The organism is Massilia oculi (assembly GCF_017582745.1).
Lineage (GTDB): Bacteria > Pseudomonadota > Gammaproteobacteria > Burkholderiales > Burkholderiaceae_D > Telluria > Telluria oculi_A.
Genome location: NZ_JAFVIM010000041.1, coordinates 1 through 20338 on the forward strand (window position 1 = coordinate 1; position 20338 = coordinate 20338).

Annotated in this window: 18 protein-coding genes; 9 read left to right on the forward strand and 9 right to left on the reverse strand. The window is 56.8% G+C overall.

Going from position 1 to position 20338, the window contains the following annotated elements; all coding sequences use genetic code 11:
* Positions 1–16: 16 nt before the first annotated feature.
* From J3U95_RS26945 to J3U95_RS26960, 4 genes are all read right to left on the reverse strand, one after another.
* The gene (locus tag J3U95_RS26945) at positions 17–328 is read right to left on the reverse strand and encodes a hypothetical protein (RefSeq protein ID WP_208281583.1); all 312 of its coding nucleotides are present in this window, start codon (positions 326–328) and stop codon (positions 17–19) included.
* Complete coding sequence (locus tag J3U95_RS26950) at positions 325–990, reverse strand: nucleotide-binding protein (protein ID WP_208281584.1); 666 nt, start codon at positions 988–990, stop codon at positions 325–327. The genes J3U95_RS26945 and J3U95_RS26950 overlap by 4 nt, the downstream gene beginning before the upstream one ends.
* Positions 991–2382: 1392 nt before the next feature.
* Positions 2383–3354, reverse strand: coding sequence for a plasmid replication initiator TrfA (trfA, locus tag J3U95_RS26955; RefSeq protein WP_208281585.1), 972 nt, complete (start codon positions 3352–3354; stop codon positions 2383–2385).
* Positions 3355–3397: 43 nt separating this feature from the next.
* Positions 3398–3661 (reverse strand): hypothetical protein, encoded by a 264-nt coding sequence (locus J3U95_RS26960; RefSeq protein WP_208281586.1) that lies wholly within the window; start codon positions 3659–3661, stop codon positions 3398–3400.
* A 230-nt stretch (positions 3662–3891) separates the two neighbouring features.
* Between J3U95_RS26960 and J3U95_RS26965 the strand changes: the two genes are divergently transcribed.
* The gene (locus J3U95_RS26965) at positions 3892–4305 is read left to right on the forward strand and encodes a hypothetical protein (protein ID WP_208281587.1); all 414 of its coding nucleotides are present in this window, start codon (positions 3892–3894) and stop codon (positions 4303–4305) included.
* A gap of 701 nt (positions 4306–5006) precedes the next feature.
* Positions 5007–5396: a hypothetical protein gene (locus J3U95_RS26970; protein ID WP_208281588.1), complete on the forward strand. Its 390-nt coding sequence runs from the start codon at positions 5007–5009 to the stop codon at positions 5394–5396.
* 323 nt (positions 5397–5719) lie between these two features.
* On the opposite strand, the gene J3U95_RS26975 is transcribed toward J3U95_RS26970, so the two are convergent.
* The gene (locus tag J3U95_RS26975; RefSeq protein WP_208281589.1) at positions 5720–6046 is read right to left on the reverse strand and encodes a hypothetical protein; all 327 of its coding nucleotides are present in this window, start codon (positions 6044–6046) and stop codon (positions 5720–5722) included.
* 251 nt (positions 6047–6297) lie between these two features.
* Positions 6298–7236 (reverse strand): Abi family protein, encoded by a 939-nt coding sequence (locus tag J3U95_RS26980; protein WP_208281590.1) that lies wholly within the window; start codon positions 7234–7236, stop codon positions 6298–6300.
* 486 nt (positions 7237–7722) lie between these two features.
* Here J3U95_RS26980 and J3U95_RS26985 point away from each other — a divergent pair, with 486 nt between their 5' ends.
* The 5 genes from J3U95_RS26985 to J3U95_RS27005 all read left to right on the forward strand — a co-directional run bounded on the left by J3U95_RS26985 (position 7723) and on the right by J3U95_RS27005 (position 11401).
* Entirely contained in the window at positions 7723–7929 is a 207-nt protein-coding gene (locus J3U95_RS26985) for a hypothetical protein (RefSeq protein ID WP_208281591.1), read from the forward strand.
* 35 nt (positions 7930–7964) lie between these two features.
* The gene (locus J3U95_RS26990) at positions 7965–8879 is read left to right on the forward strand and encodes a tyrosine-type recombinase/integrase (RefSeq protein ID WP_370662114.1); all 915 of its coding nucleotides are present in this window, start codon (positions 7965–7967) and stop codon (positions 8877–8879) included.
* 218 nt (positions 8880–9097) lie between these two features.
* The gene (locus J3U95_RS26995) at positions 9098–9835 is read left to right on the forward strand and encodes a hypothetical protein (protein WP_208281592.1); all 738 of its coding nucleotides are present in this window, start codon (positions 9098–9100) and stop codon (positions 9833–9835) included.
* Positions 9836–10378: 543 nt separating this feature from the next.
* Positions 10379–10894 carry a 3'-5' exoribonuclease gene (locus J3U95_RS27000; protein WP_208281593.1) on the forward strand — a complete coding sequence of 172 codons (516 nt, stop codon included), beginning with the start codon at positions 10379–10381 and terminating at the stop codon, positions 10892–10894.
* Positions 10895–11074: 180 nt separating this feature from the next.
* Entirely contained in the window at positions 11075–11401 is a 327-nt protein-coding gene (locus J3U95_RS27005) for a hypothetical protein (RefSeq protein WP_208281594.1), read from the forward strand.
* A gap of 93 nt (positions 11402–11494) precedes the next feature.
* Here the strand turns inward: J3U95_RS27005 and J3U95_RS27010 are convergent, their stop codons facing one another.
* Both J3U95_RS27010 and J3U95_RS27015 read right to left on the reverse strand, forming a co-directional pair.
* A complete protein-coding gene (locus tag J3U95_RS27010) occupies positions 11495–11782 on the reverse strand; it encodes a nucleotidyltransferase family protein (protein WP_307728419.1) in 288 nt (95 codons plus the stop codon).
* Complete coding sequence (locus J3U95_RS27015) at positions 11782–12948, reverse strand: MobA/MobL family protein (protein WP_208281595.1); 1167 nt, start codon at positions 12946–12948, stop codon at positions 11782–11784. Before J3U95_RS27015 ends, J3U95_RS27010 begins: the two co-directional genes overlap by 1 nt.
* A 405-nt stretch (positions 12949–13353) precedes the next feature.
* Between J3U95_RS27015 and J3U95_RS27020 the strand changes: the two genes are divergently transcribed.
* Positions 13354–13689 (forward strand): hypothetical protein, encoded by a 336-nt coding sequence (locus J3U95_RS27020; RefSeq protein WP_208281596.1) that lies wholly within the window; start codon positions 13354–13356, stop codon positions 13687–13689.
* Between the two features lie 97 nt (positions 13690–13786).
* On the opposite strand, the gene J3U95_RS27025 is transcribed toward J3U95_RS27020, so the two are convergent.
* Complete coding sequence (locus tag J3U95_RS27025; protein ID WP_208281597.1) at positions 13787–19126, reverse strand: AAA family ATPase; 5340 nt, start codon at positions 19124–19126, stop codon at positions 13787–13789.
* A 435-nt stretch (positions 19127–19561) separates the two neighbouring features.
* Between J3U95_RS27025 and J3U95_RS28855 the strand changes: the two genes are divergently transcribed.
* Complete coding sequence (locus tag J3U95_RS28855) at positions 19562–19813, forward strand: hypothetical protein (protein WP_208281598.1); 252 nt, start codon at positions 19562–19564, stop codon at positions 19811–19813.
* Positions 19814–20338 lie beyond the last annotated feature (525 nt).

Below are 20338 nucleotides of genomic sequence, written 5' to 3' on the forward strand. Positions count from 1 at the left end.
AGCTATCTGGTAGCTACTAGGTAGCTTTCTCAAGCGCATCTAAAGCCCGCTCTAAGACCTCTCCGAGAGGGATTCTTAGATCGTCGGCCATCCGATTCATCTGGTCGATAGTCTCCGCAGTGGCCTTGATGTTGATCTGCTGATTACGGCCAGTCCGGTGCCGCCGCTGTTGCTGCTTCGGAACCGCTTTAACTGGTTGACGGCTTGGAAAGCCATTGTCGGCCGCTACTTGTTCGATGACTGCCTTTTCGTCGAGACCGGGGGCCTTCTTGTCCTTCGGAGCAAAGTCTGCAAGGTCTCCGAACGGGCTTACTCGATCACTGCTCATGCTGCCACCCCGTTTTTCTGTCCATTTCTCAACATATCGATTACCTCTTTGGCGAATGCCTCAGCATTGAGAATCGCCTTGTCCAAATTCGCCACATCAACAGCGCTCAGGTGGTTTAAGGGCTGACGGAAGGAGAACATCGCCTTGAACGCCTCTCGCTCGTGCATTTCGGTGTTCAGCACCGGAATTCCTGCATCGACCAGCCCTTTTTCGATATGTGCAAGCGTGCGCGTCCGGATCGCAGGATTGGTCCTAGTCAACAGCACGGCATACGGCAGTTTGCGCCGGGCCATCTTTTCGTGCTGCTGGATCACCCGGAAAGCGCGCCCGGCCTGCTCGGCATCGAGCTGGGAACCTTGCGTCGGCACGATCACGAAATCAGCTTGACTGACGGCCATAACCACAATCTTGGACGCTGTACCCTCAAGGTCAACGATCACAAATGGCGTCTTTGCAGCCGCGTCCTCGATCTTGTCGATGATGTTTTCTTCGTCCGCGTCATCGACCACGGTGAGGTTTGCTGGGGTATTCGGACCTTTCGCCCATGTAGCAATCGGCCGGTTCGGGTCAGCATCGATGACCGTGACTTCGGACACGCGGGCGAGCTGCGATGCCAACACCAATGCGGAAGTGGTTTTGCCCGCCCCGCCTTTCGGGCTCACAAAGACGATAGTAGGAATGATTTTCTCCTTGAGTTTAAGGGTACCAAGAAGCTACCTAGTAGCTATCTGGTATCCATTATGCCCCTGAACCCGTCAAAAAGACAAGCTATTTGGTAGCTAATTGGTAGCTATTTTCAAGCTGAAACGCTCGTAATCCACCTCTACTCGACTGATCCGCAACTGGCCCACATATGACTCATTGTCCCGGTAGGGCCAAAAACAGGCTTCTGAGACGTTTAAGAAGCCAAGATGATATGAAGCCACTATCTAACTCCAAAAACCGCGCCAAGGCCCCCGTAGCGCGTCTGCAAGGCATCTTTTCGCGGTATGAGGCAAGCACGATGCGCGACTGTCAACGCAAAGAACCCTGCGGCTCTATCTGCCGCAGGGCGCCGATGGTGTGCTGGCCTTCCTGACCGGTGGCCGTAGCAAGTGTCTGTGGCTCATCCTTGCGCGCGCCTGACGGCGGCTTGCTTGCGCTGTGATTCGCCGCCTTCGCGGCGAAGTCCCACCGCCTGTGTTACAGCCGTTTTTTCGATGAATCGAAAAACCTTGAAAAACAACCTCAACCCCCGGCCTGCGCAGACCACCTCACTGGCAAACCGCTTTTGCTGAGCTGGACTGACCACAAAACAAGCCTGCCGCCGCGTCCCGTGAGGGCGCGGGATTTCGGCGGGCGATCACGGCGGCCGGGCGCCCGTAGCCCCGGCTGTAGCCGGGGTGAGGCGGTAGGACCCGCGCCGGTAGGCGTCCGGCCATCGGCCGGAGTCCGTATCCCGCCGAAGGTCTGGCCGTCCGTTCACTAGCCGTCTCGTACCAAGTCTTGAGTCTTCCTTGTGCGCCGAAGGCGCAGTCTCGATTTCCCCTCACGGGGTGCCCGCAATGCGGGCGGGGTGGGGGGATTAAAACGCATGGCGCAGCCCGTGCGGATTAAAAAAACTATTAAAAACTCTATTATTACCCCCCATTTCCCCTATGAAACGGTGTGAGTCAAAGCACGATGAGCTGTGAGTCAGAACACGAATCGGTGTGAGTCAGAACACGATGGCCGTGAGTCAAAGCACGATGCCCTGCTGTGAGTCAGAATACGATGAAACCGGGGCTAAAAGCTTGGTCAAGCAGCTTGTTAGAGGACTGCTGACGGGGTGTTAGAGGATAGATTTCGGGTGTTAGGTGTGAGTCAAAGCACGATGCCTTACTGTGAGTCAGAACACGATGGAAACGGGTGACAGAAGCCCCAAGTAGCTTGTTAGAGGACTACTGTGGGGTTGTTAGAGGATAGATTTCGGGCGTTAGGTGTGAGTCAAAGCACGATGGTTTGATAGGGCGAGAGAGGTCGCGCGAGGCCCAGCCACTAATGTGCAGGGCCTCGTACTACAAGAGAGAAGGAAATTACAGGGCGTCGAATCCCGGCAGCGTGCCGGTGTCACTAGAGGAAAATTCCGCGTTCGCGACAGCGGCTTGCTTGTTTTCCAAGTGCCGCTTTTGGCTGGGGCTGGGCTTTCTTCTCACGGTCACGAGGTCAGTCTTGGGATTGATGTCCCAATAGGTGATCGCTCCAATAGACTTGAGTTTGTCCAACGCTTTTCGGAGCGCCGCACGGAAGTCCGCCAGTCGCCCGGTGGTACTGCCGCAAAGCTCCTTGATCGTTTCCACCTTGTATTTCAACGGGCTTGCGTGCGTGGAATAAAAGCCATGCAGCCACTTCGCTAGGCTGTTGTCCTTGAGCTTCATCCGGTGGTCCCAATCCACATGGGTAATGCCGGTGTCGAACAATCTCTTTATGGCCTCGTCAAACACGATGACATACCGCTGACTAGCTTCCTCGCGGTAGAAGTTCTGGATCAGGCCGCCGCCGAACGTGTTCTCTCCGCTCACCAAGATTTCCACCGAACAGGCCCTAAGCCGCGCAATGTCCTCTTTCAAGTCTCCGTACTCATCGCCGCTGGTCGTCCGGCCCAGCGCTTTTAGCAAGTCGCTTGCGACGAATTCGATATGCTTGCCATACGGCTGTTGTCGGCTGATGTGCAGCAACATTTCCCACAGGTCCAAATCCCGTTGGTTGAGGCGCTCCCCCTTGAAAATGATCTGGTAGCCATCCACCGAGGCCAGCTCTTTACGCTTCTTCCAAGTTTCTCGTTCCCGACTGATTGAGAACAGTGCACCACGAAGCGCGACATTCGGCACGCCTCGCACTGCATCTGGCCAAAAGCCCATCTGTTGCCGGCTGTTGTCGCCGACCTGGATGACATCGGTCTTTCTGCGCCCCTTCGCTGGTGCGCGAGGCTTTCGCGTTTTGCGTGCCGTCGCGTCGGCCGCCGCTACATCGCTGCCGCCAGTCTGGTTCAAAACGCTATCCGCCATGATTTACCCTTTGTGAATGTATTTACAGAATACGGTTGCCAATTTATTTTGCTGCCGCAGGAGGGATGCGCTCCCACTTCACAAAATCGACCTCGGCATGACGCAGCCCCAGCCCCTGAATCTCGGTCAGCGCCGTCTCGATTTTGGCGAACGGGCGCGGATTCTGGCGGGCCGACTTGAGCACGTATTCATCCCGGCCGCGCAGGACGATGGCCCAACGGCGGCCGTCGAAGCACTGCACAATGGCCTTGGTCACGGTGTTGCTGCTGACCAGTGCTTTTGCCGTCTCGATACTAACACTTTGCATGATTACGTAGCCTCACATTTAATAGGAGTGAGCTACAGTATTGCATAAAGTGTAGATTAAGAACAAGCAATATGAGGGGGGGCGATTAGACATAAAGCCCGTTCTAAGTACCAGGCTGCACTCTCCAGCCCGCAGTACCTAATTTGTGCTGGATTAAAAAAGCTCCCAGCACAGTTGACAACTGTAGGTTAACCCCCTATGCTTGAGTCTCTTTACAACAGCGAGGACTTATGAAAATTGAAATTGATACCAAAACCATTACCTGGGTCGAAGCCGAACTGCTGATTAGTTTGCTCGGAGGCCTTAAGGAACAGGCCCCAGACGAGGAAGTGAACATTGATGACACTACCGTTCAAGACCTCAGCGAAGACGCTGTGCAAGAAATTGTGCACAAGATGCACAAATTTTCTCTTGGTCTGGAATTCCAGAAAAGCTTCAAGGCGAACGAGCTTTACAGCACTTCAACAGGAGGTAAGTGGCTCCAGCTGTCTCCTAACACCCGGAAGGCTATTGGCCGGCAGTTCAAAAAAGTAGCAAATGAGCACTGGGACAATCAAAAAGACGGTGCAATCGTCATTGAGTTCAAGGAGCGCAACATTCAGAACACTGCTATCTATCACGTTACGCAGAAAGAATCGATCTAACAGGTAAACGGGCGGTGACATGCTGCCCCCTGACTACCTGCGCAATCTCTTGCGCAGGCCTACTCTTTACTCTTCTCGGCCTGCTCTGTGTCGATGTGTTGGTCCATCTCTTCTTTCCCGTCGCACTATTGCAGCTGCAGTTCTTCTCTGGATCGGCCGCGATCCACCTTTACCTGGCGCCGTCCTACAGCAGCGGGATCAACTGCGTGGCCACCTTGGTGATGCGTGACCACGCATCTTGGTGTTCTTGAACAGGATGGAAGTCAGCGCCTCCTAAAGTTGGCTATCGGTCATGGTGTACGCCTTGGTCAACGTCATATTCGCGTACCCATATCACACGCCGGTCTTGACGCGCGGCCGCAGCAGACACCGCCGATGGGCCGTGGCGTAGACGGTACATCATCGCTTCTTTGAACCGGCCCCAGGAACTGGCGGGCATCGCGCGCGCCAATGCGAGACGCGCTTGAGTGCTTCCAGCGGGTTTGCCGCTGCAGCTCGATCCACGCTGTTGATGGCACAACGATATTTTGCAGCCGGTTGCAAAAACCGCTGTGGGAGTTCTTCATCACGCCAGCGGTTGCCAGATTGGAAGATTCCGGTAACGGGGCCTTCCTACCCAACCAGCACAGTCTCACATTCCTTACAAAAACAAAGCAATATGAGGTACACTGAATGAATTACCAATTCATTCAATGTACCTCATGGCTACTTCTCCACTTACTCCAGAATCTGCACAAGTTGCAGTCAACGAAGCCTCTGCTCGTACCCCTCTATCTGCTTCTACCGCAGCCAGGTATAGACAAGCCAAGGAGAGCTTTGAAGTAGCCAAAGAGCAAGCTATCCGTGACTTGGCTAGCAATCCAAACCTCAAGCCTCAAGAGATGATGGACTCAATGGTTCGCATTCAAGACATGCATAAAAAAATCGATAGCTTCACGAATGACATAGCTGCGACCTCGAACGCAGCTATTACGCCCAATGACACGCCTACGATGCGTCAGATGCGGGCAGATGGAGCTACAGACGCTAAGATTGCTGAGTGGTTTGACACCAACCCAACCAAAGTTAATCGGGCAATCAATGGCGCATAAATTTCCAAGTCTCGTACGTGAGTAACCTGGTCGACCTGGCCAGGGCACGGCATTCCGCTCCCGTTAGGCTGGCCGACCTGGCGTATGTGAAAACACGATGGAAATATGCGCCGGCGCACGACGGGTGCCGCACTTCGGTGGCGTGTTGGCTAGTCCGCCAGACACCGACGAGCGGCGGGACAGCGGGTCACAGATGACTATGGAAGGGTGGGAAATGAGTTGTATAGGGGTCATTTCCCCTCGAAACACGACAATTCCAGCGCGACGGCCTCCCGCCTGTTGATACTGAAATTAGTCAGTGCACATGAAAAGCGCTACTCCTCTTATGTAGGAATATCCTCTGCGCCCATTTGCCCCATTCTGTCCATCAGGCTCAGGTAGTCGAAGTCGTCCATTTTTTCTTTGTAGAGCCGACTAATGACCTGGAGAGGGTTGTACATCAGCACGTACTGATATTCCCCTCTTACCCCAGCCTTCACTGAAATTACGCCCAGTTCGGCCAAGATTTTCATCCTTGTTTTCCAAGTCGCTTCAGCTCGAGGTCCGGCAAAGCCGGACTCTAAGGCCAGATCTTTTTGACTACGAATCTCTACAAACGCCTTGTCAAAAACTCGACACCATAGAGCTAGATAGGTGGATGCTACAGGCATCCCTTTCCCAGCTGATCGGTCCAGTATCTTGTTGATAAGGGGTAGAGTCCTAGGGATTGTCGTAAACCCGACGCTTCGAGTACGAAGCCAGAGCTCACCATCAGTCACTTCAGGCCATTATGGAAAACACTAATTTTGTCAACCTAAAACATTTTTGTCTATCTATTCACGTTTTGTCAGTCTCATCGTCAATATTACTATTAATAAAATAGGTTACTATCAAGAGTAATTTTAAGACCGATACTCAAAATTTAGAAAAAACGACGATTTCCAGTTCTAATGATAAGTTGTACAGCATCACCGCTTTCAGAGGTGACCCAAACGCAATCGTTATCTTTAGTATCCTTTCTCAGCAATCGTAAATCTTTTTTTGCCATTTTATAGGTTGTCGCAGAACCTAGACTTCTTCCAGTAAATCGGTCGAAAGCTGATTGCGTGCAGATTTCTTTAATAGAAGCAATAACTCCATATTTTTCTAAGGCAGAACGTTGGCTTCTTCCAAGATAATCAAGCTTAGTGAGCGCTGACGTTAATTGATTATTTAAATAAATTAAAGCATCTGAACTTGAGTTCACTGTAGAATGCTTCCACAATGGTTCATGGTGGTGAATACGGTTACGAATATCAACCATTTCTGAAAACGCAGTGTGTAATGCTCCCACTGCTCCCATGCTCGTAGGTGCGCCAGGAAAGACGGCAGTAGTATGATTAGGCCACAACTTGGTCTTGTGATTAACGTCCCAAAATCGTTTAACTAGAAAAGTTACCCAAAATCCGAAACTCATCTCTGCAAGAACACGTTGCCATGATGGTTTATAGCCAGGTGGCGCTCCATTTGGGTAGTCGCGCTTAGTGATTTTCTTTATTGAATCCGCTATTAGCTTTTCGCCTGTACTTTTTTGGTTAACTGCGATTTTTCCATTTGCTCGCAAAGCATTAGCGTCACTTGTAACCCATTTATTGAACCAATCATTCCCATAATGGGAAGAAAGTTCATTGTTTAAAACATTCCGGAAACTTACTTCCACTGCATGAATAATTGGTGAGAAAGCAGTCGAGACGGCCATGCTCCACATATAGGCCCCATATGCCTCTGAAGCATTGGTTGTGCCGAGATATTGAGGGTAGGAACTAAGACGTGCCGTAGAGGTAACGAGCTGTAGATCGTGCAATTCCGATGTTGTGAACATACCAATCCCAAAAAAGATGTTTCAGTGTAGCATTGGGCACAACATTTACGAAGCCCCTTGACTGGGGTTCTATAAGGTGATACAGTCACTCCTGTACACGGTGCCTGGTCACTGACTCAAACCTACACTGTAATGAATGAAGGGGCCTCTGGCCCCTTCGCCTTTTGTACGTTGCTTATACATGCTCGGGTTTGCTGTCCTTGGCATACGGTCCAATTGAGCAGTCCTGGAAAGTGCCGCGTGCGACGTTCTCCAGGGTGGCTGAGTGGCTGAAGGCGCCCGGCTGATACCCGGGTGAACGGTGTGAGCCGTTTCGCGGGTTCGAATCCCGTCCCTTCCTAAAGGGTCCTCCACATGTTTCTTTCCAAAGATGCATGTGCAGGGCCCTTTAAGGAATATTCTTACTATTGATAAAAAGCGTTATCAATAGTAAAGTTTGTAGAAACAAGCTTAGTGGCGGGCGCGATGAGTCGGTTAGGAAAATGTGTGCAACCACGCCAAAGTCGTGACGGCATGATGGCGGCATCGACCACGCCACATCGCGCCACCATGAAAAAGCAGCCGCTGGACTACTTCCGCAAAGATCATTGGGCGATCCGCCTGGTGGTTCTCCTTATCGACCGTTTTACCTGGCCGCTCATCGCTGCGGCCGTACCCATATCGATGAAGGTATTACATTGGGCACTGACCTGACTACGACATCTCGCCTGCCTGGCGCCGGCCTCACAGTGGCCGACTTCCACCAACTAGCCGAAGTGCCGTCGGCGCTCACCTGGTTCGCCAACATCGACAATCCGCAAACGCGACGCGCCTATCAAAATGACGTGCAAGAGTTTATGGCGTTCGCCGGAATCAGCGATCCGGCACAGTTCCGCGACGTGGCGCGCGCCCATGTGCTGGCCTGGCGCCGCGACCTCGAGAAGCGCGCGTTGAGCGGCGCGTCGATCCGGAGAAAACTGGCGGCACTGTCATCGCTGTTCGAGTCGCTGTGCGAAGCTAATGCGATCCAGGGTAATCCGGTGGACGGTGTGAAACGCCCAACAATGGCGAGCGCAGAAGGTAAGACACCGGCGATCGGCGACCATCAAGCACGCGCTCTACTACAAGTTGCCGACCCGGCCACACTGCGTGGGCTGCGCGATCGCGCGCTATTGGCAACCTTGCTCTATCACGGATTGCGCCGCACCGAGCTGTGCACCCTGCGTGTAGCCGACATCCAGGAGCGTCGTGGTGTCAAGCACCTCCAGGTGCACGGCAAGGGTAGCAAGATCCGCTATATACCGCTTCACCCTGCTGCCGCTAATGCGATTGCAACTTACCTTAACGCAGCCGGTCACGGTGACGATAAGGGCAGCGCGCTGTTTCGGCCTACAAGCAATAACACCCGCAACAAGACAGCATCGATCACGCCCGACGGCGTCTACAAACTGCTGACCAGCTATGCTAAGGCTCTACAGATTGACGTTGCCGGCTTTGGGCCGCACGCGCTGCGCGCGACTGCTGCCACCAATGCCCTGGACCATGGGGCTGACATCGCTAAGGTGCAAGAATGGTTGGGCCACGCGAATATCGCGACAACCAAAGTCTACGACCGACGCCAGAGTCGCCCAGAGGAAAGCCCGACTTTCAAAGTAACTTATTGACACCCGTTAGACGCAGTACTGAGAGTCTATCTATCGGGCAAAATATCTTTTTCTTACTGGAGCGTACTTTATGGGACCAGGTTCAATCTTTATAGTAGTTGGTATTTTGCTATTTTTATTCGGTAAGCGACGGGCTGCCTTCTGGACTGTAGGTCTAGGCCTTGCTGTTGGGTTGTTCTACTATGCGATACGCTCCTAAGCATAGCCAAGGATGCTCTGTGGAACTGCATGAACTACCCGACCTTTCCGATTGGCGCCTGATTGAAGTGTGGTCCATTGAAGAAGCCGCAATGTTGTGGGCAGGTATTGATCCAATGGAACATGTAGATGTCCGCCTTTCAGACTTGAAACATGCAGTTTCGTTACTGCAGTACAGAAAAGCGTTTACTTTCCAACGTGCAATAGCTGAAGCTGTTTGCGGGGGAACGCTGCCTTTTGTAGAGGCTTGGGAACAACATAATGATTACGACCATGGCCCATGGGACAAGAAGGTCGAGTTCCCTGACCTTCCGGAACACAGCCTAATCGTTCATCACTTGACCCGTGTTAGCCAAGCTGCTTTCATGAAATGGGCTCAGGGCAAAAAGATGTGGTCACTTAAGCAATCCTTACAGCGTGTCCAGCCAGTCCATATGGGCCAAGAGTGCAGCTCTGACAACACAATTGAGATGGAACGCACGACTAAGCCTTTGGCTCTTGCCCAGCCAGCTTATCTGGATCGTACTCATCCGTTGTCTCCCGCTGAGCTTCTCGCAGCAAACGAGGCCTGGCTGGCGATAACTCAAAACGGTGACCCAAAAGATTCAGGAACAGCAGTACGTGCTGCAATGATGAAATATTTAAATGAGCACCCTGACCATCGCTTGTTAGGGGCCGCAGCCAAGGACCGCATATGTACAGTAGCGAACTGGAACAAGAAGGGCGGCGCTACGAAAACCCCGGAGAGAGGAAAGTAACCCCCCTATTAAGCCATTGATTTATTTATGAAAAGAGGTAACCCAGGTACCTATCTGTAGGGTTACCCTGCCTCCCTTATCCAACAACCCCTCCATGGGTTTTCACAACCCACCCAGCTATTCTTCAGATCCTGATTTCCCTAACCTATGTGTCAATCCGCAGCAATCTTGCGGCCACCACATAAGGAAATCGCATGAAACACTTTCTTTCACCATCCGTACTTGGCGCGATTGCAGGTCTAGTTTTCACTCTTGATAAGTATCCTCAAGGGGCTCTATCATTTATTGCAATTTTGATACTAGTCATGGCTACTCCCCCTTCACGCCCACGGTAGCGTACTCGCGCTATTATGGGCATATGGACATCAGCCGCTATAACATTCCATCCCAAGCACCTCGTACACCTGTGCGGCCGATCCTACTGGACTTGGCTGGCAAGGCCGGCCGGCGCCTGGTGTTGGAAACAGCCAAGCGAGTAATGACGACGCACGCCGACGTGCTGGTAGCACTGGCCCGCCGCTGAGAGTTCGAAGATTTCCTGTAATGCTGATCTTCCTCGACACCGAATTTACCGACTTCATCGACTGTGACCTGATAAGCATTGGGATGGTCAGTGAGGACGGTTGTCACCAGCTCTACCTAGAGCGATCCGACTACCGGGCTGATTGGTGCAACGACTTTGTACGGGCCGCCGTGCTTCCCCTTCTGGGCCACGCCAGCGCCGCCGTCAACCGCGCCGAGCTGGCCGACCGACTTACTGCATGGTTTGCCGCCCTGCCCCGTAAGGTCGTCATCGCCTGCGATAGCTACACTGATTGGGAACTGCTGCTGGACGCAATGAACGGTGTCCACCCGCCCAATCTGGCCGAACGCTACGATCTGCGCACCCTCGTCGATTCCTCGACGTTCCATCATGCCGTAGTCCGCTACCATGAGAAGAAGGGCCCATGGCACCACGCTGGCCACGATGCCCACGCTCACCGGGCCGGATGGATGGCATGGATGGATGCCCGCAAGGACCGTAAGGAGCCCGACTATGCAGAGGGAAGAACTGATTGAGCTGGTATCCATTCATAGCCGCGAAGGGCGACCGCACCGGGTTGCCCTCCGCGACATTCCCGAGCCATGGCGGACGCAGTTCGCAGCAGCTCTCAGAGGAAGCGCCTGCCCTATTGATAACGCTCTAGGCCCATGTGCGTATGCATGGGACTGGATAAAGTGGGCCAAAGGGGACTGACTATGCACACTTTCAAGATCACCCCACGGCCTGACAGCGTAGGCGGGGGCTGGAACCTCAAGCTGCTAGAGGACGGCGAGGAACAAGGCGGCGGGGTGTTCCCGATTGACGTGTCTAGCCCAGAGAAGGATATCGACTGGTGGAACACCATCGGCGAGAAAGAGCGTGCTCTGTGGCTGGATGAAGCAAAGTCTGCACGTCCCGCCGATGCATGGCATGCCTGGCTAATTGCCGAAGCCTACAACGAGGCCCACGCCGAGGGTATGGACTGGGTGAACTCACACAGCCCTGACGACCGCGCCGCCCTCTGGCCGAGTACCACACTGTAGACGCACTGTAGACACACTGCTGATACAGTGTAGACGCACTGTAGACACACGGTAGTCACCGTCTTCACACAGAGCTGACGTCCTGCTATTGAACTAGGCCAGCCGTACCAGCTCTGTCTGCACACGCCTCCAAATCGGCTCCCGTAGGTTGGTGCCCAAGTCAACTTCCCTTCCCAACAGCTCCCCGAGTTCCAACTGCAAGCTGGTGAGGGTAAGCAGGGTTGATCCGGGGGCCAGCTCTACTAAGCAATCAATGTCGCTGTCTGGGGCATCCTCCCGGCGTGCCACTGACCCGAAAACCCGGAGATTCGACGCGCCATAGCGGGCTAGAACCTGTGCAATCTCGGCACGGCGTGCGAGCATCATATCGAGAGTATCCATCACATATTGAAGTCCAGCCCGCTGTCCTTCTCCCTGTCCTTCTCCTGCACCTGCTGTTTCTTCCGCTGCTGCTCAATCTGATGAAGCGCACCGGCCTCATCGCGGTTGCGCTCTTCTTTTTCCTTCGTCTGCGGGAAGTACTGCGGTCCCAGTTGCGGCTTCATCATCGTCATTGGCTTACCCTTCCCTTCATCATCTGCCGTGCCACGTGATCCTGCCACGTTCACGAACTTCGACCAGTCCGGCTTCACGGCTGACTCCTTCCGATCCTGCGCCCCCCTCGATCCGGCTACGCTAACGAATTGCGACCAGTCCGGCCTCCCGGCTGGCTCCCTTTCCTGCCCCGCTTTTGGGGGTATTTGAACTAATAGGGCATCCGTCGATGAAGAGGATCTAGTCCACGCCTCTCTCAACAATTCTTCTTTCTCGATTTCCTTGTCCAGCTCGGCCCGCTTCTTCTTCATACTGCGCAGCTCGTACACGTCCACGACGCGTTTTTCCCGATCTTCTTCGTACTTCTGCGGCGCGTACTTTAGCTCCGGTCCAATCTTCGGTTCCGGCGCTTCGCTGCGCTTCAATTTGAACTCCGGTGCTGCGCGCTGGACGTGCCGTTCAAAGAGACTTCGGGTATGGGGTACAGCCTCCCGGCTGTTCCAGAACTCGGACTTTTTAGCGCCCCCACTTCCGGGCTTGTGGTGCCGAGTTTCACCTCTTACCTTGTACGTCCCGCTGTTCGCCCTCTTGAAAAACTGCTCCTTTGTACGGTCGTAACCATCCATAGTCCGGGTCGAAAACATCATGTGCAAGTGTGGGTTCCGGCCTCCGTCCTGTGCCTTCTTATCATGGACGCCCATCCGGTAAGGGTGCTTGTCGCCCACCAGTTCGCGGACGAAGTCCTTCGCCCACTGCACCGGGTCTTTCGCCTCGCGCGGAATGGCTACTTCCAACTCTTTGTATGACCGCCCGCTTCGGGTGCTTTCGTACTCGACTAGACTGTCCTTCGTCTTGTCTTTTCGCGTGTGACTACCTCGCTCAAATTGATCAGCGGCCTTGAAGAACTCCACGGCATTACCTGCCCACTTGGGCAGGTTGCCGTCCTCGGAATACATCACGTCATCCCGGTCAGCCTGCCTCCCTTCACCGGCGACATATTGCGCATGCTTCATACCGTTACCACGCGCCCCGTTTTTGATCTTACAGTGACCAATTGCCAAAACTGAAACCCTCTAAGAACCCAATGTGAACAAGCTGCTTTTTCCTTTGCCAAGTCCAGCCGAAGGCGGGACGCGGAGGGCCGAAGGACCGGAGGCTCCCCGCAGGGGCGCGATGTTTCCTCGAAGAGGAAACACGTAATCGCGCATCTTCTTCCCGAAGGGGCCGAAGATAGCCTTCCGTTGGAGCCAGCACAGCGAAAAATGTAACTACACTTCACTCACTGTAAACACCCGGAAAACCACTGCAACCATTGCCTCAATTGGAACCGATGGGAACCAAAATGGCAACAGGTATTGCTTCAGGACACTAATATAGGCACAATCAAAACTTCACATGTTACCAATGAGCAACTACAAATGAGCTTGACTAAACTGGAGCGCCTCAAGAAGCAACGTGAAGAGCTGGACATCGCAATCAAAAATGCAGCCAAGGACGCTGTGAAGGAACGACGTGCTAATGACCGCGACCGAAAAATCTTGTTTGGTGCATGGTGCATGAAGCACCGGCAAGACCTTCTCAAACAGTACGTCGCAAACCTAACTACGGCCCGCGAAAAAGAGCTGTTCGCAAACTTCGAGTTTCCGGCTCCGGCTGAGAACCCCGCACCATATCCAGACGCACCGAAGGCCGCGCACACGGCGCCGACTCCAACTACAGCACCTGAACAGAAACTGCACGCCACTGGGGGCTAAGAACGCCTAACAAAACCCTGTAGTTGCTCAGCAGGCAACAGCCGAATACACTGAGCCGTTCCAACCGTCCGCAATCGGCCAAAAGCGGACATTGATATCACGGGTTCGTTCTCGAGATATTCTGGGCCGCAGCCAGCAGCAAATCATGGATTTCCGCTTCTCCAGCCGGCTTGACAAGATGAGCATCAAATCCTGCACAGCGCGTCCGGTTGCGGTCCTCTTCACTACCCCAGCCGGTTAAGGCCGCCAAGTAGGTGTGTGCATGACCGGGCAGTTTGCGTATCGCCTCCGCGACCTGGTAGCCGTTCAACCGCGGCATGCCGATATCGAGCAGCACAAGATCATAGTGACGCGATGTTGCCGCGTCGATCGCTGTTTGCCCATCGTGCACCAGCTCGACTTCGTGCCCGCCCGACTGCAGCAGTCTTTCCATCATTGCAGCAGCATCCACGTTGTCATCCGCCAGCAATATCGCAAGCCGGTTCGTGGGCAGCGGATGCGGGATTGCGCGGGCGTGCTCCGACGGCTCGGGCATGGCCATGGCGTCGCGCGTCAAGGGGAGGCGCACGGTGAACGTGCTGCCTTTTCCTTCGCCGGCGCTTGCGGCATGGACTTCGCCGCCATGCATGTTCACGAGGCCACGCACGAGAGCCAGCCCAATGCCGAGTCCCCCTTGCGAACGGCCGATGTCTTTCGACACCTGGCTGAACATGCTGAAGACCTCGGACAGGGCGTCGGCCGGGATGCCGACGCCCGTGTCGGCCACCACGATCACGACACCGTCGGCATCGACATGCGCTTCGAGGCCGATGCGGCCGCCATGAGGCGTGTACTTTGCGGCATTGTTCAAAAGATTGCTGAGGACTTGCGCTAGGCGGGTAGCGTCTGCATTCAGTACCAGCGGGATATCGGGGATGGAGATATCCAGCGTATGTCCCGCCGCTTCGATCGTGGGCATTACGGCCTCGACCGCGCTGACGACAACGGCACGCAGATCAACCCGCGCCAGCTTCAAGTGCACCTTGCCGCTGTTTATGCGAGCGACATCGAGCAGGTCGTCGATCAGATGGACCATCTGCTTGAGTTGCCGGCTCATCATCTCCTGCACCCTTTTGATGGTTACGGGATTGTTGCCGGCCACGCGCATCAGGTCGAGGCCGGTACGCAGCGGGGCGAGCGGATTCCGTAGCTCGTGTGCCAGAGTGGCTAGAAATTCGGTCTTGCGCCGGCTCTCACTCGACAAGTTGTCCGCCAGCTGGCGCAAGTCGCGTTCGGTCCGGTCGCGCTCCTGTAACAACAAGCTGTTTTCCAGCGAGATCGCGGCCTGGGCGGCAAGCACCCTGGCCACTTCGATGCGCGCTGCAGTAAACACGCTGGCCATCGTATCGTTGCCGAGGTAAAGCACGCCGATCAGGTTGCAATTTCTTTCCAGCGGTACGCACAGCACCGAGCGCAAGGATAAGGCGCGCACTTCCGCATCGCCGGCGAAGAGGCCAAGCGTGGCGGCATCGTCGAGCACCAGCGGCTTCCTGGTACGCGCGACGTAGCGGATCAGCGAGCGGGGCAGGCTATCGCTGTCCTCAAGCGCCGTGTCCTCGAGCGTGACGCCCTCCTCGGCGTCAATCGCGAAGCGCCCGCGCATACGCAGCGCCGCCGCGTCACCATGCAGCAGGACGGCATCGCGGGCGCCGGCCAGTTCGGCCACGACCTGCAGGATGCGCTCGAACAAGCGTGCGGGTTCGGTCTCGACGGCGATTGCCTGGGACGCCTTGATCAGCCCAAGCACGTCCAGCGCCAGCTCCGGATCCAGCACCGGAATCGCTGACGGGTCGGCGAGGACAGCGGACTGCATGGCCGGCGCCACGCGCGGACCATGCTCCTGCTTGAGCGCGCGCACCTTGGCGTGGGCGCCCCATTTGCGGTATTCGTCAAGCGCCGCGCGCAGGTGCAGCTTGGCCAGCCGCTCCTGCCCGTGATTGAGGAAGAGCAGCGCCGCCAATTCGTTCGACAGCGCGGCATCCTGCACGAAGCCGAAGGCGCTGGCGCCATCGATGGCCTGGCCAAAGCATTCCATCGCCAGCCATGGCTCGTCGTCGATGCGCGCCAGCTCGGCTTCGACCAGCTTCGCCTTGTGCTGGAAATTTTCGGGGCAATAACGTGCCCAGTTCTCGAGTTGCGCGAGGCCAGCGGCGACGGCCTCGCGCAGCGCCGGCCGCTCGGCCGCCGGCGCACCGGAATAGTGAGCCGCCGACGTCAGCGCCATGTAGAACGCATGCACGCTTACCGTCACCATCCCAAGAATGCCTGTCGTCAAGTATTTCGCGCCCTCCTGCGCGGCGTCGCGGGCCGTCGCGAAATCGCCGAACAGGTAAGCGGCCTGCAGCCTGAGCACCCAATAATGGCCGATCGCCGTCTGGTTGCCGGCCGCGTCGTCGAGAAAGCGGCTCTGCGCGAAATCCTCGTCGTCGAAGGCGCCCGGCGCGGCCGTCCGGCCTGCCAGGGACCGGACGAATTGCCGGAACGGCAGCGAGATCTCGATCGCGGTACGGTTGCGGTACTCGGTGGCAAAGTCCATCGAGCTATGCGCCTCCGCCAGCACCTCGCCCAGCGGCAGACCGGCCGGCAAACCATTGATCAGGATGCCGCACAGGTTGAAGGCTGCGTAAGCAAGTTCGCCCGAGGCGAGACCGACGCGGTGTCCTTCCCTCATCAAGGGCAGGCTGTCGCGCAGGTGGTCGCGCCAAGCGTGTACTACCAGTCCGAACACTTCGAGCGTACGGCTCTCTTCGGCCTGGTTGTCGAAGCGCCGAGCCAGCGCCAGTGCCAGTTTCCCGAGTGCGTAGCCGATGTCGTACTCACCGGTGCGCGCATTATGGATCGCGCCATAAAACACATAGGCATACGAGGAATACACCGACGCGCCATGCTCGATCGACAGCCTGGCGCTGCGGGAGACCAAGAAAGTCAGCACTTCCGAGCCGCTGAAGTAGGCCGGCGGGCCGAGTAGCGACAGCAGGCGCATGCAAGCGCATATTGCCTTGCCATCGGCCTCGGGCCGTTCGGCCAGATCTTCGATGCGCTGCGTACCGACGGCCGCCATGACTGCATGGACTTCGGCATCGTTTGCCTCGGCCAGACCAGTCAGGGGCCAGGCCTGGCCAAGCTCCAGCAAGCCTTCGCGGCCCGCGTTCAGCGCGCCGATCCAATCGCCAGCCACAGTGGCTGCCAGCACACGTATGCCGTAAAGGTCCGCTTTCTCGATGGCCCCCGGCGCATGTGCCAACGCCGTATCGAGCAGTTGCTCGGCGGTCGCGTGTTGGCCGGCCAGATAGGCGGACTCGGCCAACTCGCGGTAAATGTCGAAGCTGAGCGCCGGCTCCCGCTTCCATGCGTCGGCGGGCAACTGCTGCCTGGCCCAGGACAAATAATCGAACGCGGACTCGTACGCGGCAGCGGCCTTGGCCTTGCGCGCTGCGGCGAGATTGCGCTGTGCGGCATCGCGCCGCTCGTCCGGCGCCGTCATGAACGCGTCACCGCGGTTGAGCTGGTCGACGATGTCGAACAGCCTGTCGTCGCGCTGGCCGGCGGAGGCATTGCGCAGCAGTTGGCGGCCAATGGCGAGGTGCAGCGCAGCACGCTGGGCGTGGTCCAGCATGGCGTAGGCTGCTTGCTGGACACGGTCGTGCACGAACTGCATGACAGGCGCCCCTTCGGCATGGGCTCCGGCCCCGCCCGGCAGCGTCACGAGCAAACCGTCTTCCACTGCGGGGGCGAGCATGCGTGCCGTGTCGGCGGACACCTGCTGCGCCAGCGCGGCGAGGGTCGCGAGATCGAAGCGGTAGCCGATGCAGGCTCCGCGCAGTATTAGCTGCCGGGTATCATCAGGAAGTTGTCCGATCGCTCGCGTCATCAGCTCCACCACGTTGTCGCTGACCGCGGCGGCTTCGATTTCATGCGCGTTCCACTCCCAGATCCGCTTTGTCGCATTGAAGCGGATCAGGGACTCGCCATGAAGGGTATGCAGCAGGCGCTTGATGAACAGCGGATTGCCTGCCGTTTTCGCGACCAGCAGCTCCGCCAGTTGCAAGCATTCGCCTTCGTCGCGCTGCAAGCTGTCTGCGAGCAGCTGCGCTACGTCGGGGGCGCGTAGCGGGTCGACGTGGACCGTCGCCACCCGCGCCCCCATCGTGCGCGCTTCGGCCAGCATGGCGGCGAGCGGATGCGCGGCATCGACTTCGTCGTCGCGATAGGCGCCGACGATTAGCAGGTGGGCGGCGCCACGCGCAGCGACCCATTCCTGAATGATCTGCAGCGAGGCCGCATCGACCCATTGGAGGTCGTCCAGGAACAACACGAATGGCTGCCCCGGCAAAGCGAGGGCGTCGAGGAAGGACTTGAGCGCCTGGATGAAACGGTTTTTCGACTCCACCGGACCAAGGTCCGGCACCAGCGCCTGTGGACCGAGGACGTCCTGGAGCTCGGGGATCAGATCGGCCACGACGGCGCTGTTGGGTGCGATGGCCGCGTCGATCCGCGCGCGCCAGTCGGCCAGGACCGTCTCGGGCTCGGCGAGCAATTGCAGGCTGAGCGCACGGAATGCCTGCACCAGGCCGGCATACGGGACATTGGGCTCGAGCTGGTCGAATTTGCCGGCGGCGAAGCGGCCGCCGCGCCGTACGGCTTCCTGTTCAAGGTCTTGCACCAGCGCCGATTTTCCGCTTCCGGGCGGCCCCGCAATCAGGACCAGCGCGCGTTCGCCGCCGCAGGTACGATCGAAGGCTTCGTGCAGCATGCCGGCTTCGCGCTGGTGGCCGTACAGCTTGTCAGGGATCGAAAGCTGCTGCAGCGCATCGTGCGCGCCAATCTCGAACGGCGGCACAGTGCGGGTGTCGAACGAGCGGGCAGCCGCTTGGCGCAGATCGGCGATCAGCGCCTCCGCACTCGCGTAGCGCCGATCCGGTTCCTTTTCGAGGAGCTTGAGAACGATGGCAGACAGGACAGGAGGGATTGCCGGATCGATCGTATGCGGCGCCTTTGGTTGACGAGCAAGATGCGCATGCACGAGTTCGACTGCATCCTGGGCGGTAAACGGCGGGGCGCCAGTGAGCATGGCATAGAATGTTGCGCCCAGCGAATACAGGTCGGAGCGCGAATCGGCTGCCCGGCCGGTACGTCCGGTCTGTTCGGGCGACAGGTAAGCCAGCCCCGTCAAGGGCAGCTGCACACTTCCATTGCGCAATGCAGGCATCAGGACAAGGCGCTCGGCAGCCTCATCCCAAACGATATTTGCGGGCATGACGGCGCCGTGGATGCTGCCGCTCCGGTGCAAGCTGTCGAGCGCCCCCGCGAGCTGCAGGGCGATCAGCCAGAACCGTTCAACAGTCACCGGGCCCGGCTCCCCGCCCGGGTAGGTGCGCTGCGGTCCGTTGTCATTCACGAGCGGCAATCCCGATTGTTCAACATATTTGGCTATGAATTCGACTTTCCAGACATTGAATGATTATATCTGCAATAAAAGCAGGATGAAAAACCGTATTCTGAGCGCATCGATTTCGTAGCGACGCCTTGTCGTGTTAGCGCCATGCGGCTGCCAGTACCCTACCGCCCGCCCTACCTCGCCCCGCTATCGATGTCCGCTTTGGGTCGATAGCCGACGTACGCAAGCTCAGTCAGAGCACTAACATGGCGTCCGTGTTTGTTGACGGACTGATGCCATGGCCCGAGCACTTCTTCCCGAAGACCTGTGGTCCCTTATCGCAACTCATCTTTCAACCCGTCGCCCATCGCCGAAAGACGGCTGCCCGCGCATCGAGGATCGCGCGGCCCTGACTGGAATCCTGTTTGTTTAAAGACTGGAATACCGTGGGAGTACGTGCCGCGCGAACTCGGCTGCGGCAGCGGCATGACATGCTGGCGGCGCCTTCACGAATGGATGCGAGCCGACGTTTGGCAGCGCGTCCACGAGGCGATTCTGCGACGGCTCCGAGAGCACGACCAGATCATGTGGGATCGAGCTTGCGTTGACGCTGGAAGCGTACCGGCTCCTGATGGAGGCGAGGACACGGGCCAAAACTCAACAGATCGCGCGGCAACTCGGCTGCAAACACCATTTGCTGGTGGATGAGCGTGGGCTTCCCCTAGTGGCCCAGATCTCGGGCGCGCAGGTGCACGACTCTCGTTTCCTAATCCGGTTGGTAGGATCAATCCTGGCAGTTAAGGCCTGACAGGCCATGCCCGCAAACGCCCAGATAAGCTGCATGCGGATAGAGCGTACGCTTCGAGAGCCCATCGGGCTTGGCTGCGCAGTCGGGCATCGCAGCTCGTTTCGCGCGCTATGGCGTGGAGTCGCGCGAAAAGCTTGGACGGTGGCGTTGGGTCGTCGAACGAACCTTGGGTTGGCTACACCGCTTCCAAAGATTCCCGCAAGCCAGCTTGTTTCCCGACAAGGCCCATGTTGTAGGCCGCGTCCGGGCCGCTCCAGTAGTCGTCATTCATACAGTTCCCAATTTACAGAAAGCTACCTAAAAGCTATCTGGTAGCTACTAGGTAGCTTTCTCAAGCGCATCTAAAGCCCGCTCTAAGACCTCTCCGAGAGGGATTCTTAGATCGTCGGCCATCCGATTCATCTGGTCGATAGTCTCCGCAGTGG